The sequence below is a fragment of the Heyndrickxia acidicola genome (assembly GCF_001636425.1).
Classification (GTDB): domain Bacteria; phylum Bacillota; class Bacilli; order Bacillales; family Bacillaceae_C; genus Bacillus_AE; species Bacillus_AE acidicola.
Genome location: NZ_KV440953.1, coordinates 3,215,830 through 3,232,278 on the forward strand (window position 1 = coordinate 3,215,830; position 16,449 = coordinate 3,232,278).

The 16,449-nt window shown below is 40.3% G+C and carries 16 protein-coding genes; 3 read left to right on the plus strand and 13 right to left on the minus strand.

Annotation, left to right across the window (positions count from 1 at the left end; translation table 11 throughout):
- Nucleotides 1-48: 48 nt before the first annotated feature.
- The 7 genes from A5N88_RS15010 to A5N88_RS25580 form a co-directional block, all read right to left on the minus strand.
- On the minus strand, nt 49-1,242 hold the full coding sequence (locus A5N88_RS15010; RefSeq protein ID WP_066267501.1) for a glycine C-acetyltransferase: 1,194 nt from the start codon (nt 1,240-1,242) through the stop codon (nt 49-51).
- 150 nt (nt 1,243-1,392) lie between these two features.
- Complete coding sequence (locus A5N88_RS15015) at nt 1,393-1,821, minus strand: hypothetical protein (protein ID WP_066267503.1); 429 nt, start codon at nt 1,819-1,821, stop codon at nt 1,393-1,395.
- Nucleotides 1,822-1,855: 34 nt separating this feature from the next.
- Nucleotides 1,856-2,944 carry a DUF871 domain-containing protein gene (locus A5N88_RS15020; RefSeq protein WP_066267505.1) on the minus strand — a complete coding sequence of 363 codons (1,089 nt, stop codon included), beginning with the start codon at nt 2,942-2,944 and terminating at the stop codon, nt 1,856-1,858.
- 102 nt (nt 2,945-3,046) lie between these two features.
- Nucleotides 3,047-4,429 (minus strand): PTS transporter subunit EIIC, encoded by a 1,383-nt coding sequence (locus A5N88_RS15025; RefSeq protein ID WP_066267509.1) that lies wholly within the window; start codon nt 4,427-4,429, stop codon nt 3,047-3,049.
- Nucleotides 4,430-4,470: 41 nt separating this feature from the next.
- Nucleotides 4,471-5,358, minus strand: a complete 888-nt coding sequence (gene murQ / locus A5N88_RS15030; RefSeq protein WP_066267511.1) for an N-acetylmuramic acid 6-phosphate etherase — start codon at nt 5,356-5,358, stop codon at nt 4,471-4,473.
- 191 nt (nt 5,359-5,549) lie between these two features.
- Nucleotides 5,550-6,398, minus strand: a complete 849-nt coding sequence (locus A5N88_RS15035) for a MurR/RpiR family transcriptional regulator (protein WP_066267513.1) — start codon at nt 6,396-6,398, stop codon at nt 5,550-5,552.
- 199 nt (nt 6,399-6,597) lie between these two features.
- Nucleotides 6,598-6,771, minus strand: a complete 174-nt coding sequence (locus A5N88_RS25580) for an SE1832 family protein (RefSeq protein ID WP_198160295.1) — start codon at nt 6,769-6,771, stop codon at nt 6,598-6,600.
- Between the two features lie 203 nt (nt 6,772-6,974).
- Between A5N88_RS25580 and A5N88_RS15040 the strand changes: the two genes are divergently transcribed.
- Together A5N88_RS15040 and scpC are read left to right on the plus strand one after the other, a co-directional pair.
- A complete protein-coding gene (locus A5N88_RS15040; RefSeq protein WP_066267515.1) occupies nt 6,975-7,625 on the plus strand; it encodes a LytTR family DNA-binding domain-containing protein in 651 nt (216 codons plus the stop codon).
- A gap of 332 nt (nt 7,626-7,957) precedes the next feature.
- Nucleotides 7,958-9,481: a succinyl-CoA:acetate CoA-transferase ScpC gene (gene scpC, locus A5N88_RS15045; protein ID WP_066267518.1), complete on the plus strand. Its 1,524-nt coding sequence runs from the start codon at nt 7,958-7,960 to the stop codon at nt 9,479-9,481.
- A gap of 78 nt (nt 9,482-9,559) precedes the next feature.
- Here the strand turns inward: scpC and ybaK are convergent, their stop codons facing one another.
- Entirely contained in the window at nt 9,560-10,039 is a 480-nt protein-coding gene (ybaK, locus tag A5N88_RS15050) for a Cys-tRNA(Pro) deacylase (protein WP_066267520.1), read from the minus strand.
- Nucleotides 10,040-10,261: 222 nt separating this feature from the next.
- Nucleotides 10,262-11,836, minus strand: coding sequence for a bifunctional metallophosphatase/5'-nucleotidase (locus tag A5N88_RS15055; protein WP_066267522.1), 1,575 nt, complete (start codon nt 11,834-11,836; stop codon nt 10,262-10,264).
- 216 nt (nt 11,837-12,052) lie between these two features.
- Between A5N88_RS15055 and A5N88_RS15060 the strand changes: the two genes are divergently transcribed.
- Nucleotides 12,053-12,976: a phosphate/phosphite/phosphonate ABC transporter substrate-binding protein gene (locus tag A5N88_RS15060; RefSeq protein WP_066267523.1), complete on the plus strand. Its 924-nt coding sequence runs from the start codon at nt 12,053-12,055 to the stop codon at nt 12,974-12,976.
- Nucleotides 12,977-13,246: 270 nt separating this feature from the next.
- Here the strand turns inward: A5N88_RS15060 and phnE (A5N88_RS15065) are convergent, their stop codons facing one another.
- The 4 genes from phnE (A5N88_RS15065) to A5N88_RS15080 form a co-directional block, all read right to left on the minus strand.
- A complete protein-coding gene (phnE, locus tag A5N88_RS15065) occupies nt 13,247-14,056 on the minus strand; it encodes a phosphonate ABC transporter, permease protein PhnE (protein WP_066267525.1) in 810 nt (269 codons plus the stop codon).
- Nucleotides 14,053-14,835, minus strand: a complete 783-nt coding sequence (phnE, locus tag A5N88_RS15070; protein ID WP_066267527.1) for a phosphonate ABC transporter, permease protein PhnE — start codon at nt 14,833-14,835, stop codon at nt 14,053-14,055. Before phnE (A5N88_RS15070) ends, phnE (A5N88_RS15065) begins: the two co-directional genes overlap by 4 nt.
- Complete coding sequence (phnC, locus tag A5N88_RS15075; RefSeq protein ID WP_066267529.1) at nt 14,832-15,602, minus strand: phosphonate ABC transporter ATP-binding protein; 771 nt, start codon at nt 15,600-15,602, stop codon at nt 14,832-14,834. Before phnC ends, phnE (A5N88_RS15070) begins: the two co-directional genes overlap by 4 nt.
- 304 nt (nt 15,603-15,906) lie before the next feature.
- Entirely contained in the window at nt 15,907-16,419 is a 513-nt protein-coding gene (locus tag A5N88_RS15080; RefSeq protein WP_066267531.1) for a CBO0543 family protein, read from the minus strand.
- Nucleotides 16,420-16,449: the final 30 nt, after the last annotated feature.

Consider the following 16,449-nt stretch of genomic DNA (forward strand, 5'->3'; position numbering starts at 1 on the left):
CTAACAGCTAAAAAACGAGCAGTTATCAATAGTGAAATTCACAGGGCCTTACACTAAAATCCCCATTTCTTTTCCTACTTTTTCATAGACGGCAATGGCCTTATCCAGCATTTCCTTCGTATGTGCTGCTGTTGGCATATTCCTCACACGCCCTGTTCCTTGTGGGACAGTTGGGAATACAATGGATTTGGCATAAACGCCCTCTTCAATTAGCCTTTTACTGAACAGCTGAGTTTTCTTTTCGTCACCGATAATGCATGGAGTAATAGGTGTTTCACTTTCTCCTATATTGAATCCAAGCTCTTTTAAGCCTTTTTTCAGGTAATTTCCATTCTCCCATAAACGATCATTCAATTCAGTGCTTTCCATTAATAACTCAACAGCTCTTGTTGCTGCCACTACATCCGCGGGTGTCAGGGCAGTAGAGAAAAGAAATGGACGTGAACGTACTTTTAACCAGTCTATAAGGTTTTGTTTTCCTGCTACATATCCTCCGACCACTCCAATGGCTTTTGATAAAGTCCCAATTTGGAAGTCAACCTTGTCTGCCAGACCGAAATGCTTCACCGTGCCTGCACCTTTTCCTGTAACACCCGAGCCATGGGCATCATCTACATACGTAATAAGGTCGAACTCTTCTGCAATATCAATGATCCCCGGCAGATTGGCTATATCACCATCCATTGAAAATACGCCATCCGTGATCACCATGATCTTATTATATAATCCTGATTCCTTAGCCTCTTTTGCCTTTTTGCGTAAATCATCCATATCTGAGTGATTAAAGCGGATAATTTTTGCCTTTGACAAGCGGCAGCCGTCAATAATGGAGGCATGATTCAATTCATCAGACAAGATGGCATCATTTTTATCCATAACCGCAGAAATTGCAGCCATATTGCAATTAAATCCTGATTGATAAGCGATCGCTGCTTCTGTTCCTTTAAATTCAGCGAGCTTTTCCTCTAGCTTGATATGGAGATCAAGGGTACCGTTAATAGTTCGAACCGCTCCTGCCCCCACTCCATATTCCTTTATTGCTTGTAATGCTACTTCTTTTAAGCGTTCGTCTGTTGCCAGCCCCAAATAATTATTCGATGATAGATTAATCAATTGATTCCCATTTATTTTTATAACAGGTCCGTTTGCGCTCTCAACAATGTCTATTTCGTTATACAGTCCCTTATCCCTTAATTCATTAAGATTTTCATTTAAGAAGCTTTCTAAAGCATTGCTTGACATGTAAAAACCTCCTAATCATTTTATGTAAGCGCTTTACAAACAAATGTCCTCCTCATACGGACAGCATCTATTCATTAAAGTTCCACTTGCTTATAATTTACCATAATTCTTTTGATTTGTTTATACCTGAAGGACATTTATTGGTATCTCTTATCGTAAAATTTGATGATTTAGCATTGCTAATCGCCTTTTCACAAAAAATTCAGATGCACAAAGAAGAAATACACTAACTGCGAAAAAAAGAGCACTGGTCCAATGTTCAGGTCCATTGCTCTTTTTCCAATACAATACAATAAAATTAAATTTAACACCGCTTTTCGTGTTTCCCTTATCAAATGAAAGTCTGTCCATTCCAAATGCCGCTAAGCGTCGGGTTCCGCTTTTCTTTCTGTCCAGCTCCTCCCTCCAGCCGCTCGAGGTCATAATCGAATCCGTAAGTGAGTTGAAAACCAAACCTCTCTTACGGATCGTCTTATGCTGGTCGCCGCTAAGCGTCGGGTTCCGCTTTTCTTTCTGTCCAGCTCCTCCCTCCAGCGGCTCGAGGTCATAATCCAATCCGTAAGTGAGGTTAAAAACCAAACCTCTCTTACGGATCGTCTTATGCTGGTCGCCGCTAAGCGTCGGGTTCCGCTTTTCTTTTCACCCATTCCACTTTAAAGGCCTGACCTCCTTTTATAAATGGGAGAAGCGGGATGTCCTCCTCAACAACATGTCCTATCACATTTACTTTTTCGTCTGCACAGAGATCGGTTTTGGTAATTTGCAATTCCCCCTGATACCGTCCATATAACTGGTTGTCAATGGTAATTGAACCTTTTTTTCTGGTGACGGCTGCCGCAGGGGGAAGTGAAAGACCCTCTGCCAATTGATTGACCCTTGATTCCATTGATCGTATGCAGTCTCTTGCTGCATCTGGGCGATTTGTATGTACCATCGTGCACAGGTTCAATAGCTCTGGTTTGTCCACTAAAGGACGTGCCCTCAGCAATATAAACCCCTTTTGCAAGGCTGTAAATTGACGAAGGGAAGATTCACTTATTTCCGGATCGCCTACAAGGATTTTGCTAATTCCTTCTTTATAATGCAAGTCCATAAAGGACGCAAAAGGTGAACTCCCTCTGTGGTCCTCGAGAGTGGGGAGGCCCATATATAGAGGGGCCCTTAAACGCTGATCCCCCGGAATAAAAGCCATTACCTGAATTCTATGCTCTGTAAGCCACTTATTCAAAATTGAAAATCCCTCTCTATCCAAGCCAGTCTCGGGGCGTGGATAGAAGTTATGCCAGGCTTCAACAGAGGATGTTTCCAATCCGCTTTCAAGGAGCTCCTTTAAGAGTTCCTGTGTCAACGTGCTTGCATTCAGGGCCACTTTCATTTTTTTTGATAGCGCTGCAATGCTTTCATTTTCTATACCGTAATCTATTCTCAGCCCAGTCAGTCCCCAATGTAAAAGCTCTGTTGCTTTGTCCCATGTGTATCCCAAATAGCTCAACGATTTAGAGGAGATATCCGCCATCAGCTCAAGACCATATTCTTTGGCGTAGGTTCCAAGTTCCATTAATCTTTCTCTGTAAACCTCCGGATTGTCTTCCGGGATATGCAGAGAGGTGAAAATAGAAGTAAATCCGGCATTCTTCATTTTTTCTATATAGGGCTTTTTTTCCTCTACAGGTTCAGACAAATAGATGGATATGCCGAGCATAGGTGAAAGCTCCTTTCAGCTAAAAAGGGCCAAAAATAATGCTCAGGCCCTTTTTCCAGATTAGATTGATAATGTTATCAGAAATTAATTTTATCTATGAAACTAGCGAATATTATCTGCCATCTCTTCTTTAAAGCCAAAGAAGTAGGTGAATAGGAAGCCAAAGACATAAGCAATAACCAAACCGATAAGATATACCACATATTGGTTATGCGCTATTAATGGCGTCAAAGATAACCCTGATACTCCTATTGCTGTTGATGCCGTTTTCAGTGCCGCCTGAAAAGCCCCGCCAAAAGCGGCTCCTATGCATGCAGTTATAAACGGCCGGCCAAGAGGGACTGTCACACCATAGAGAAGCGGTTCACCTATCCCCAGCAATCCTGCAGGAAGGCCTCCTTTTATAATGTTTTTCAGTTTTTTATTTTTTGTTTTTACGAAGATTGCAAGAGCTGCTCCGACTTGGCCTCCCCCTGCCATAGCAAGTACCGGCAGGAGCGGGGTATTCCCATACGTACTAATGAACTGCATATGAATCGGCGTCAATCCCTGATGCAAACCAAGCATGACCAGCGGCAGGAAAAAGCCGGCTAATAATGCGCCTGCAAGAGGGCCTCCAACATCCAGGATCCCTTTCACACCATTCGTAATTCCATCCGCAATGACTCCAAATACCGGCTGAACTACATATATACTTAAAATACCAACAATAAGGACTGTAATCAGCGGGGTGAATATAATATCTACCGTGTTAGGCATAATCTTTCTTATTTGCTTTTCAAGAACTGTCATTAACCATGCAGCAAAAATGACCCCAAACAAGCCTCCTCGACCTGGTATGAGGGCATGCCCATAAACATGAATATTGGCAAGTCCCGGATTAAACAGCAGGATCCCGGCAATCGCTCCCAGAACGGGAGTACCACCAAATTCTTTCGCTGTATTCCATCCCACTAGAATCCCCAGATAAGTAAACACTCCTCCTCCTATCAACAGCAGGATTTGCATCCAAGTGGTGCCAACCCCTATATGTGCATTCGACATAAAGTTAGCTGCACCATTAATAATACCGGAAGCGACAATACCTGGAATCAGCGGAATGAAGATATTTCCAATTTTCCTCAACAAATTCTTAAAAGGAGTATTATTTTTCCTTTTAAGATTTTCTTTTTTCAATGCTCCTTTTTCTTCAAGGGTTAATTGATCAGGCTCCGGTTCTGCTTCTTCCCCCACCTGCAAACCGGTAATCCTGCTCATTTCAGCTGCAACCTTATTGACAGTTCCCGGTCCAACCACAATTTGGAGGGTCTCGTCTTCAATAACACCCATAACACCTTCTACCGCTTTGATAGCTGCTAGATCCGGTATACTATGGTCCTTCAAATCCAGTCTTATTCTGGTCATACAGTGAGCAATTCTTCGAAGGTTCTCTTTTCCCCCAACATGAAGCAAAATACCTTCTGCTATTTGCTGCTCTTTTTTCATCTTTCTCCCCCTCCGTCGTTGTTTACTCTGTCATTATTCACTCAAATCAGTGCTTTTCCAATAAACCCCTTTGATGTACCCAACTTTTCAATCGCTGTTTCATAGCTGCAATCCAAAAGAATCATAAGGATTGCAGCTTTGACATTATGTTTAGCTTTTATATATGTTTCTTCTGCTCTCTCATAGCTGACATCTGCAGCCTCCATAATAATTCTCTTTGAACGTTCAACCAGCTTCTTATTGGTTGATTGAACATCCACCATTAAGTTTTTATACACTTTACCTATTCCTATCATGGATGCAGTTGAAATCATGTTTAAAACGAGCTTTTGGGCAGTTCCTGCTTTCAGCCTTGTCGATCCAGTCAGCACTTCAGGCCCTGTAACCACTTCAATCGCTACTTCTGCATATTTGCTGATTTCTGATCCTTCATTACAGCTGATGCTTACCGTTTTAGCTCCTTGTGCTTTTGCATACTTTAATGCCCCTATTACATAAGGAGTTCTGCCGCTTGCTGCAATTCCTATCACCGTATCCCGGTTTGTCAGAGAAATGGCTTCTAAATCCTTTACCCCCATACTTTCATTATCCTCTGCACCCTCAACTGCCTTTGTGAACGCTTTCATTCCTCCCGCTATTAATCCCTGTACCATTTCTGGATCAGAGCCAAAGGTCGGAGGACATTCTACAGCATCCAATACTCCTATGCGCCCGCTTGTACCGGCACCAAGATAAATCAGTCTCCCGCCAAATTTAAAAGAAGTTGTGACAAATTCAACCGCCTTTTCAATATTACCAAGTTGCTGGGAAACAGCGGCCGGAACCGTTTGATCTTCCTTATTCATGGATTCCAGCACTTCACGAATGGACATTTCATCCAGGTTCATTGTGCTTTTATTACGTTTTTCTGTCGTCAGCTTTTCAAGCATACTATCATCCTTTTGAAATTTTATTTCATGATTTTATTTTATAATATCAAAACTTAGCGTCAATAATTTTTTTGTTTTTTATGAAATTAAATTTCAAAAAAGGGTAAAAAGATCACTTGCATACCTCTAAAATAGAATCTGACTTGTTACAATCTATTAAAAAAAGGTCCATTATAGACCTTTTTTTTATTTTATCTTCTTAATCGCACGGCCTCAGCTCTGGCTTCATGATACTGCTGCAATACATTTTCTCCAAGAATATGAAACAGGCTTATATACAGCGTATCAATAATGTTTAACTGAGCTATCCGTGAAGATATACTGCCAATTCTGAAATCCTGCTCCACGACGGGAGTGCACAGCCGTATATTCGCTGCTTTATAAAGAGGGGAGCTATCTATGTTCGTTATGGCAATCACCGTGGCACCTTTTGACTTAGAGAATTGGGCAAGTTCAAGTACATCCTTTGTTTTTCCAGAAGTACTGACTGCTATAAATACATCTTCTTTTGTCAGGTGCGGGATCAGCGATAATAAGTAATGAAAGTCATGCGCCATGACGGTATGGTAGCCCAGCTTTGTGAATTTATAATGCCCGTCATAAGCGGCAGTCGCAGATCCTCCAACTCCATGAAAAATGACCCTCTTGGCATATTTTAATACATCAATCGCAGCCACAAGCTCTTTTCTATCCAGAGAAGCCAGAGTTGAATTAATTGCTGACTTGTTTACATAGGTCACTTTTTGAAAAAGGTCATATGGAGTATCCTTTTTTTGCAAAATAGAAAAATCTGTAATATCAGGTTCGGTCCTGGTTATCTCCTTAACCAGCTCCAATTTAAATGTTTTAAAGCTTTGGATACCAATGGATTTACAAAATCGGACGATGCTCGCTTCACTAACACCAGACTTAACCGATAATTCCCTTGTAGTCATACTGGGAACCAGTTCAGGGTGGCCTAAGACATACTCCCCAATTTTCCTTTCAGCTTCTGAAAGATTATCTAGGTTCTTTTCAATTCGATTCAATAAAAAGCTCACTATTTTGCCTCCGTCCGCCTGATTGTATGTTTATCATAAGCTAATGCAAAGGATGAGGTCAATGTCGTATGCCGTTATAAAGCAAGTATACAAGATTGGACAAGCACGCTTTCAGCCACAGTAACAAAACAGCTCGATTTGCCATTAGGTATAACAAGCGGAACTCACCATCATGAATTCCGTTGTTTTTCAGGACAAACTATTCCTCCAGCTTTTTATACAGCACCTTTAATTCTTCCTCAATATCCCTCAGCTGCTTTTCTAAAGGGTGTAGATTTCCTTTTACAAACTCAAGCTTTTCAAGATCCTGCTGAAGCCTGACATAGTCAGCCTTTAAGTCGTGTATTTTATATTCAATATCCTTCTTCTCCATTTCTCTTGTCCTCCAATCCTTCTATATCCATTTACTCTACCATATTTTATACTGCTTTCCTTTATTGTTGATGTTTTGTGCATCTCATGTTAATACAAAACCTGTTATTTTGCGTGAAAAAACAACAAAGTTTCTGAAAAAGAGACTATACTATTAATTACAGGAAAGGAAAAAAGAGCATTATAGGAGAGTGAAATTTTAATATGGATTCTCACACACTCAGCTCTATTATGGAAGCTGTTCATGAGCTTTTGCCCCATGGGGCCTCACTTGCAATCACAGATGAAAAACAATACATTTGCTATAAGCCGGGCAGTCAAATAGACCTGAAAATTCAGCCTGGCGACTTGATTAAGGAAGGGACAGCCTCCCACAAAGCCCTCTCGTTAAAGCATCGTGTTGAGGCATATGTTGATAGAGGAATATTTGGTGTTTCCTATTTCGGCATGTCTTTTCCTCTTTTAGATGCATCGGGGCCAAGAGGCTGTGTTACGGTCATTCTGCGCAAAAAGCCGAACCCGCTTCCTCCCTCGTTTTTAACGGTTAAAACAGAGGACCGCTGGATTCCTGTCCCCATGAATCAAATCATGTTTTTAGAGGCACTGAGCCGAAAAACAATGATTCATGCAGAAAATGTCAAAGGGAATCACAAGCTTAATTTATCAGAAGTAGAATGGCAGCTTCCAGACCATCTATTTATTCGGTGCCACCGCTCTTATATTGTTAACGTAACCTTTATTTCCGAAATTCATCCTGATTCCCATTCCACTTTTGTGCTAATTATGAAAGATGGAACCAGGATTCCGGTCAGCCAAAGCTATTCCAGTTATTTCAGAAAGATGCTTTGCTTCTGACTTTTATGTAATAGCTCTTTTCACTTCCAGTCGTTGCTACTCAATCTTTTTGAGCCTTGTTAAACAGATTATCCAATATTTCCCATTATGGCTCGTGTATGTAATTTGCTGTTTCATGCCTTAATTAAGCCCTTTCATTCCTAAATGAAAGAAAATTCTTTTACGTGCTGATAAAATAGGTAAAAGCAAAGGCTCTTTTCGTCAATTTGGTGCTATTAGACAAAAAAGAAAATAACAGGATCTGCATGGTTGAATAACAAACGCTAAATGGCACAAAGACAATAACGTAACAAATTATACGAGATTAGCCTAAGGGAAAAGGGAGATGGGCCATGACTAGCAATCAGTTAGACTTAATTGGAGATTCTCATTTAAAAAGCTTAGTAGTTTCCGCTAAAGAAGCAGCTTCGTGGATAAAGAATGGTATGACTCTGGGTCTAAGCGGTTTTACCAGGGCGGGTGATGCCAAAGCCGTACCATTTGCCTTAGTGGATAGAGCGAAAAGTGAATCGTTGAAGGTAAATATATACACCGGAGCTTCTCTTGGTTCAAATGTAGATAAGGCAATGGCAGAGGCTGGAATGGTGCATAAACGGATCCCTTTTCAGGCAGATTCCATCATGAGGAAGAAAATTAATGATGGCCAAATGCTTTTCGTAGATCAGCATCTATCCCACATGGCCGAATCCATACGTGCTAATGTATTAAACAAAATTGACTATGCAATTGTGGAAGCGATTTCAATTTCGGATGATGGGTTAATCATCCCAACTACGTCTATTGGGAATTCTTCTATTTTTGTAGAAAAGGCGGATCGCATAATTATCGAATTAAATACTGCCCAGCCTCGAGAGCTTAAAGGAGTCCATGATATTTATGAGCCAGGCGAGCATGGTGAAAGAAAACCTATTTTCCTTACCAGAGTGGAAGACCGTATAGGAAAAACCGGTATCCCTTACGATATTAACAGGGTTGCCGGAATTGTCTTTACACACCAAGAGGATTCCCCTTCAACCATTGCCCCGCCTGATAATGAGACTGCTCTTATGGCGAATCACCTCCTATCCTTCTTAAGGCAGGAGGTTGCAGCTGGGCGTTTGACAAAGAAACTGGCACCATTGCAGTCGGGAATTGGGACAGTGGCAAATGCTGTTCTTTATGGACTGATGAATTCAGAGTTTACAGACCTGGAAATTTATTCAGAGGTCTTGCAGGACGCCGTTTTTGACCTTTTGGATACGGGAAAGGTCCGCTTTGCTTCAGGCTGCTCCATTACCCTTTCTGAAGCCAAAATGAAAAAGGTTTATTCGAGCTTTCAACTATACAAAGACCGCATTGTGCTGCGGCCTCAAGAAATATCCAACCATCCTGAAATCATCCGACGTTTAGGATTAATCGCCATTAATACTGCCCTTGAAGCAGATATTTACGGCAATGTGAATTCAACTCATGTGCGCGGAACCCATATGATGAATGGGATTGGCGGTTCAGGGGACTTTGCGAGAAACGCCCGCCTGGCTATTTTCGTAACAAAATCAATTGCAAAGAATGGCCATGTTTCCAGCATTGTTCCATTTGTTTCTCACGTAGATCACACAGAGCATGATGTCGATGTTTTAGTCACTGAATATGGATATGCTGATTTAAGAGGACTTTCACCTATTGAGCGTGTCCATCTAATTGTTGAGAATTGTGCCCATCCAATGTACAGAAAACCATTAAGGGACTATTTTAATGAAGCAGTCATGAATGGCGGGCATACTCCGCATATATTGGAAAAGGCACTTTCATGGCATGTCCATTATGAAAAAAATGGAACGATGGTCCAATCTCAAAATCTTGCTAAAACGAAATAAATGAGTGGTGAAACGAAATCTAAGCCTTTATGAAAAACTTATTCTGTATACTGCGCTTCCTTTAAAGAGGCGCTTTTACTATTTTTGACTAATCTCTGCAATAGCAGCGTTTGTCATTTTAGCCAGGTCATCCACTTTTATGAGCAGCTGTATTCCAATTTTACCCCCGCTCACTATTATTTGATCATGAAACTGAGTTTCTTGATCTATAAAGGTAGGGTAAAGCTTTTTCATCCCAATGGGAGAGCAGCCTCCCCTAATATAACCTGTCAATTTCTGAATGTCCTTTACTGGCGCCATTTCAACTTTCTTTTCCCTAGCTGCACTTGCAGCTTTTTTTAAATCCAGTTCTGCCTCAACCGGAATGACAAATACATACGTCTTTTTGCTGGCCCCTTGTACCACAAGGGTTTTAAAAACAATAGACGGCGGCTTCCCTATTTTATGTGCAACCGAAATGCCATCAATCTTACCATCCTTTACATCATAGGTGTATGTCTCGTAGAAAATTCCTTCTGCATCTAAAAGACGCATTGCATTGGTTTTGTTTGCAGCCATCATTCAATCTCCATTTCTCATTCATTGTTTTTGTTTAAGGTTGTTTTCGAATAGATTGTTGCTTTATGCAAAAGTGTTAAATCCGTAATAAGTGAGGCATCGTGGCATCTTTTCGTCTTCAGTTTTTTGGTTTTCAATCCTGAACCCTGTGTTTCCTATATTCACTTATAACTAATAGCAACAAAGTTTACGAAAAGAGCCTTGTTTTATAACGCCATACTATTAATAGATAACCTTCCAGTTATGATTAACGGAGGCTTTTACAGCTTTTCTTTCTAAAATATAATTAGCGATGAGCTCAGAGACATCCGTTTGAATTTCCTTCACAACAGGCTTGTCCTTAAACATAAAATATTCCCCGCCGCCACCTGCACGGTAATTATTCATTACTACCTCGTATTCTTTGGTAAAATCGATTGGAGCTCCTTTATATTCAAGCTTGACGATACGCTCTCCATGAGGCTTTCGAATATCAATAAGATAATCTATTCCCTCCCACATATCATAATTAAAGTGTTGGGGCTTCGGATCTGAGAAAGCCGGATTCACTTCAATTTTCTCTCCATTATATTCTTTAAAGTAAGAGGCAGAGCGTTCTAGTGCATCCTTAATATCCTTTCCAGTAATACGAAGGACCTTTAATGTATTAGGATAAATATAATTCGATACGACATCCCTCATCGTTACGTTTTCCTTGAGTCCCGGCGAGTGATTATCAAATAACGCAGTGCTGGAGATATCCACACCCGCAGCCTCCATCTGAACGCGGTTAAAAAACTCTATTAATGCGTTGTCCTGTAATCGAATAGACATAGGATCATGAACAACCATATCTCCTTCTATTCTTCCAATTGGCAGGTCCAGCCAAGACTGAGTTGAAGTCTCATACTCTTTTACGTTTTCAAGCAAAATTGTATCGGCCTCAGCACCGCTAACCGAAATCAATTTAGAAATGGACTCTTTTATCACCCATTTCCCCTCTTGTTTTTCTAAAAACAAAGTCACCTTTCCAAGGGCTGCTCCATTGCTGCCCGGCTGCACGACAGGGACCCCATTTACATGCGAATCTCCTATTAAACGATGCTGGTGGCCCGTGAGCAGAACATCAACGCCTTCAACTTCATAGCAAATCTGATAGCCCTGGTTTTCACCTGTTATGGTTTCAGTAGGCTCTCCTGATTCAAGGTCTCTTTCAAAACCTCCATGATAGGAAACGATAACAACATCCGCCTGCTCTTTTTCTTTCAGGTGCTTCACCCATTTTTTTGCCGCCGCAACAGCATCCTCAAAAACCAAGCCTTCAATATGCTCCGGCTGTTCCCAATTTGGAATGTAAGGTGTTGTCAGACCTAAAATACCTACTCTTAATCCATTAGAAAATTCCTTAACCAAATAAGGTTTTCCATAATAGGGCTTTTTTGTTTTAGAATCAAGAATATTCGCTGATATCCACGGGAATGTAGATTCATGTATAGCAGATGATAATAGCTCTTTACCATAATTAAATTCGTGATTTCCAAAAACAGCTGCATCATATTGCATCTCATTTGCCAGCATAATCATTGGATTTGGCTTAGCAGGCTCTATTCTCGCAAAATGGTACATTAATGGAGTTCCCTGAATAAGATCGCCATTATCCACAAATAACAAATAGGGATTCCTGGTTCTCTCGTTCTTGACAAGACTGGCAATTTTAGCGAGTCCCACATCTGCGGCCTTGTTGGTGCCATAATTAATTGGATAGATGTTTCCATGTACATCGCTTGTTTCAAGGATTACTAATTCCATGTTTTCCATTTTGCAATCTCCTCTAAAAAATTTGTTTTCTATTTAAATAGCTTGTCTTTTAACAAAACATATAAGATAAGTATCCTCTTTTGACATTCCTTCCATAAGTGTAAATATTTGATAAACTTTTCATATAATACAGATTTTTCATTTCTTTTCTAAATATTATGTTATATGATATTAAAGGAAAGTCAAAAAAATTTTACTACATTTGGGGGTTAATGTATGTTAAAAAAATTTTTTGCTTTATTCCTGACAATTGGTATTGTCTCTGGCCTGATGGCAGGGTGCGGAACCAGTTCAAGCAGCAGCGGGAGCGACTTAAAAGAACTAAGAATTGGTTTTGTTCCGTCCCAAAACGCTGAAACACTAGAAGCTCGGGCTAAGCCTTTAGCAGATTTACTTCAAAAAGAATTGGGAATTCCGGTTAAAGTAACAGTAACGACCGATTACAATGGTGTAGTAGAAGCCATGGGCTCTAAACAACTGGAACTAGGATTCCTGCCTCCGACAGATTATGTTTTGGCCCATCAAAAGAAATATGCAAATGTTCTTTTACAGGCTTTGCGTTTTGGCGTTGATCCTAAGACAGGTGCTAACACATCTGATAAAGTTTCCTACTATTATGCTGGTATTTTAGTGAGAAATGACTCTGGCATTAAATCATTGAATGACCTAAAAGGAAAAACGATAGGCTGGCAATCTCCTACTTCTTCTGCCGGGTATGTATGGCCAGCGGTTGAAATGAAAGAAAAAGCTGGAATCGACGCACAGAAAGACGTGAAGAGCGTTGTTTTCCAAGGTCATGATAAAGCTGTACTAGCTGTGCTAAACAAGGATGTGGATGCAGCAGCGGTATTTGAGGATGCACGTAATATTGTGAAGGGCGAATATCCAAATGTCTTTAAAGATACTCATTATATTTATCAAACAGCTAAAATACCAAACGATACAATCAGTATCCGTCCAGACATCTCCAAAAAATGGGCTGATAAAATTGCTAATGCTTTCATAAAAATCGGAAATGATCCAAAAGGACAAAAAATCATCGAGTCCATTTATACACATGAAGGCTATCAAAAAGCATCTGATTCTACCTTCGATGTTGTAAGAGATTACAGCGATAAAGTTAAAAACATCGGAAAATAAACCATTTATCCTCCAGCCGCTGCCATTGGTCAGCGGCTGTTTTACTTTACTGTCCTAAAGGGGTCAGACCCCTTTAGTGCTTTAACTCAGTAAATCAACTTCCATCTAAATAATACTCCTGCCCTGTTCCTCCTTAACAGAAAAACGACGGGAATGGTTTCCGTCGTTTTCAGCCTTTTTATCTTTTTCTTCCTGCCATGCTTCTTAAACAGTTCTTATGAGTATTCATGAAGAAACGATAGTATTATATTAATTGAGCGTAATGAAGCATTAAATCAACCTCTTGCGAATAGTGCTTGATATTAAGTCAATAGCCGTAACCATAACAATAATCCCCCATAAAATAATGCCCACTCTCGGCCAGCTGTGGCCTTGCAACGCAAAGATTAACGGGGCACCAATCCCTCCTGCACCAACGATCCCCAAAATGGTAGCCGAACGCACACTAATTTCAAAACGGTACAATGTATAGGACATAAAGGCAGGCAATATCTCGGGAATAATGGCAAACCTAAGGATCTGGATTCGATTTGCACCCGAAGCTATGAGCGCTTCCCTTGCATTAAACTCAGTGTTTTCTATTGATTCACCGAACAATTTCCCCAGCATACCGACAGAGTGGAAACCTAATGCTAAGATACCGGCAAACGGTCCAAGTCCAACTGCTTTAATAAATAAAAGTGCCATAATAAGCTCGGGAAATACCCGGATACAGCTTAGAACAGCTTTACCAAATCCTGAAACCCAGTAATTTTTGCTTATATTCCGGGCAGCCCAGAATGCAAACGGAACGCATATGATAGCAGAGATAAAGGTTCCAAGAATGGCTATTGCTAAAGTCTGAAGCAAAGCATGCAGCAAGTCTTCACCGCCCGGTTCAGAGATATAGCTCCAGTCTGGATGAAAAATGCCATGGACGATAAACTTAATTGCCGTTATTGCTGAAGACTTAAGGGATATATGCGGGGCACCCCAAAAAGCCCATACATAGATTAGAACAACAATGGCGAATACAACCCAGTTTCTAATTCTTTTTTTAATAGGTTTTTTAATTGGCTTGCCTACTGATACTTCATTCATAGCAATTTCTCCCGTATTTTATTACTGACTGCATCAATAATGAGTACTACGATAAGTGTATAAATGATAATGGTAAGCACCTGATTATATTGAAAAAAGCTTAAGGCATTACTTAGCACAAGACCTATACCGCCAGCGCCAACATAACCTAGAATAGCAGCTGCACGAATATTAATTTCAAAGCTGTATAAGAAATAAGACATATAATGAGCCATTACTTGCGGTATCACGCCAAAGAAAATCCATTGGACCTTGTTGGCTCCAACAGCGGTCATTGCTTCCAAGGGCCCCGGGTCAATGGCTTCTATTGATTCAAACGTAAGCTTTGCAATAATCCCGAAGGAAAAAACCGTAATAGCGGCAATACCTGGAATTTCTCCTATGCCAAAAATAGGTACAAATAGCGCTGCGAGCAGCAGCTCGGGGATTGTCCGTATTAAGTTCATTATGAACCTGGAAATTTGATAGATTACTGGAATTCGAATAACATTACTGGAAGATAAAAGTGCTACTGGAATAGCAATGATGCCTCCAAACGTAGTACCAAGTACCGCCATTCGGATGGTTTCCAGCATCGGCTGCGTTACATAACCAAAATATGACCAGTCAGGAGGAAACATTTCTCCTAGCAGAGTTCCCATATTCGGAAGACCGTTCCAAAGATCAGTGAATGAAACCTGTGTTACTAGTGCACTACCTACTAATAGCAAAAGGATACAAATAACCGTCAGCAGTGTTTTGATTCTCTTCAACCTTTTTTTATTTGCCGCATCCATCATTCCGTCTCCCCTAAGAGTTCATCTTTCTTAATTTCACGGCCATAAATTTGTGAAAACACTTCATCCGTCGCCTCTTCAACAGGTCCATCGAAAACAACTTCCCCGGCACGGATTCCAATGATTCTTGTCGCATACTGCCTCGCTAGATCTACAAAATGCAGATTGACAACCGTCGTGATCCCCAGCTCCAAATTAATTCTCTTCAAGTCATCCATTACCTGTTTAGTGGTAAAAGGATCCAAAGATGCTACTGGTTCGTCTGCAAGAATGATTTTTGCTTCCTGTGCCAGTGCACGGGCAATAGAGACACGCTGCTGCTGCCCCCCTGAAAGCTCGTCTGCTCTCGAATACGCTTTATCCGCAATATTCACACGATTCAACGCATTTATTGCCAATTCCTGATCTTCTTTCGGAAAAAGCCCAAGAAGTGTGCGAATGGTAGAATGATAGGCTACACGTCCAGATAGGACATTTCGCAAAACGGTTGATCGCTTTACCAAATTAAAATTTTGAAATATCATTCCAATATCACGCCGTATAAAACGGAGATCCTTTCCCTTGGCAGCAGTTATGGACTTTCCATCAATGCGGATTTCCCCATCCGTAATTTCGTGAAGCCTGTTTATAGAGCGCAAAAAAGTAGATTTACCTGCACCAGAAAGCCCGACAATGACTACAAAATCCCCTTTGTTGATAGTGATACTTACATTTTTCAATCCTTGAGTACCGTTAGGATAGACCTTGGAAACATTCTTGAATTCGATCATCTCTATTCCCCTTTAGATAAATCTTTTCTAAAAATGCGACAATTCCTACTTTCAATTTACCAATCTAATGGGAGAAACTCAAGAAAGTTTTAAATTTTACTAAATTATCCGCCAAAAAATATTACACTTTTCTGTCTTGGAGAAAATTTAAAGTGTAAGAAGGATAAACATCTAACTTTTCAATATGTTATTTATTTTTCAGCTTATATAAATACCAGGCCATTAAAGAATATACAGAGATCAAAGTAGTGAAGAACAGAATGGTTGAATGCATCGTTTTCTCCTGTCATGCGAAAGCTTTTCCCTATTTCAACTGAGATAGTGCCGGGTGAAATAAAAACAGCAGGATTGTAATAATTGGGATACACATAAGAATAGCGGTTAGAGGATGTTTGTAATGTATTCTCAGCAAGGTAAACATAATGATATTAAAAAAGGATGACCACATAGGCCCCCAGCCGTTTTGGTAGATGAACAGCCCTCTTTTCCAAAATATATACTCTAAGAAAGAGAAGTATACTATCCAAATGGATGTATAAATAATCAGCTTTCCCCCTGAGGGCTGATATCTCAAATAAATCATAATAATAACGGGGATAATAAAGAAAGAAAAAGTGATATCAATAAGCGTATGGTTTAGCCAATTAAAGGTTTTTGCCTGAAAAGCCCACAAAGTATGACGAAAAAAAAGAAAATTATAAAGAAAGTTAAAAACGATATAAAATTGGATGGTTGGGTAATACTCTCTCCAGCGTTTCCAATCAACAAACCATGTAGCAAAAAGGATATAAACCGCTACAACAATAACAAGGTACATGGCAAGACCCCCAAGCAATCATGCTGAACA

What these genes read in the sequence shown, in the direction of transcription:
- A5N88_RS15055 (WP_066267522.1), bottom strand. Translation starts at nt 11,836, where the DNA reads ATGGAAAACATGGAATTAGTAATCCTTGAAACAAGCGATGTACATGGA.
- A5N88_RS15025 (WP_066267509.1), bottom strand. Translation starts at nt 4,429, where the DNA reads ATGAAAAAAGAGCAGCAAATAGCAGAAGGTATTTTGCTTCATGTTGGG.
- A5N88_RS25580 (WP_198160295.1), bottom strand. Translation starts at nt 6,771, where the DNA reads ATGGAGAAGAAGGATATTGAATATAAAATACACGACTTAAAGGCTGAC.
- phnC (WP_066267529.1), bottom strand. Translation starts at nt 15,602, where the DNA reads ATGATCGAATTCAAGAATGTTTCCAAGGTCTATCCTAACGGTACTCAA.
- ybaK (WP_066267520.1), bottom strand. Translation starts at nt 10,039, where the DNA reads ATGGCTGCAAACAAAACCAATGCAATGCGTCTTTTAGATGCAGAAGGA.
- scpC (WP_066267518.1), top strand. Translation starts at nt 7,958, where the DNA reads ATGACTAGCAATCAGTTAGACTTAATTGGAGATTCTCATTTAAAAAGC.
- A5N88_RS15040 (WP_066267515.1), top strand. Translation starts at nt 6,975, where the DNA reads ATGGATTCTCACACACTCAGCTCTATTATGGAAGCTGTTCATGAGCTT.
- phnE (WP_066267525.1), bottom strand. Translation starts at nt 14,056, where the DNA reads ATGAATGAAGTATCAGTAGGCAAGCCAATTAAAAAACCTATTAAAAAA.
- murQ (WP_066267511.1), bottom strand. Translation starts at nt 5,358, where the DNA reads ATGCTTGAAAAGCTGACGACAGAAAAACGTAATAAAAGCACAATGAAC.
- A5N88_RS15060 (WP_066267523.1), top strand. Translation starts at nt 12,053, where the DNA reads ATGTTAAAAAAATTTTTTGCTTTATTCCTGACAATTGGTATTGTCTCT.
- A5N88_RS15080 (WP_066267531.1), bottom strand. Translation starts at nt 16,419, where the DNA reads ATGTACCTTGTTATTGTTGTAGCGGTTTATATCCTTTTTGCTACATGG.
- A5N88_RS15010 (WP_066267501.1), bottom strand. Translation starts at nt 1,242, where the DNA reads ATGTCAAGCAATGCTTTAGAAAGCTTCTTAAATGAAAATCTTAATGAA.
- A5N88_RS15020 (WP_066267505.1), bottom strand. Translation starts at nt 2,944, where the DNA reads ATGCTCGGCATATCCATCTATTTGTCTGAACCTGTAGAGGAAAAAAAG.
- phnE (WP_066267527.1), bottom strand. Translation starts at nt 14,835, where the DNA reads ATGATGGATGCGGCAAATAAAAAAAGGTTGAAGAGAATCAAAACACTG.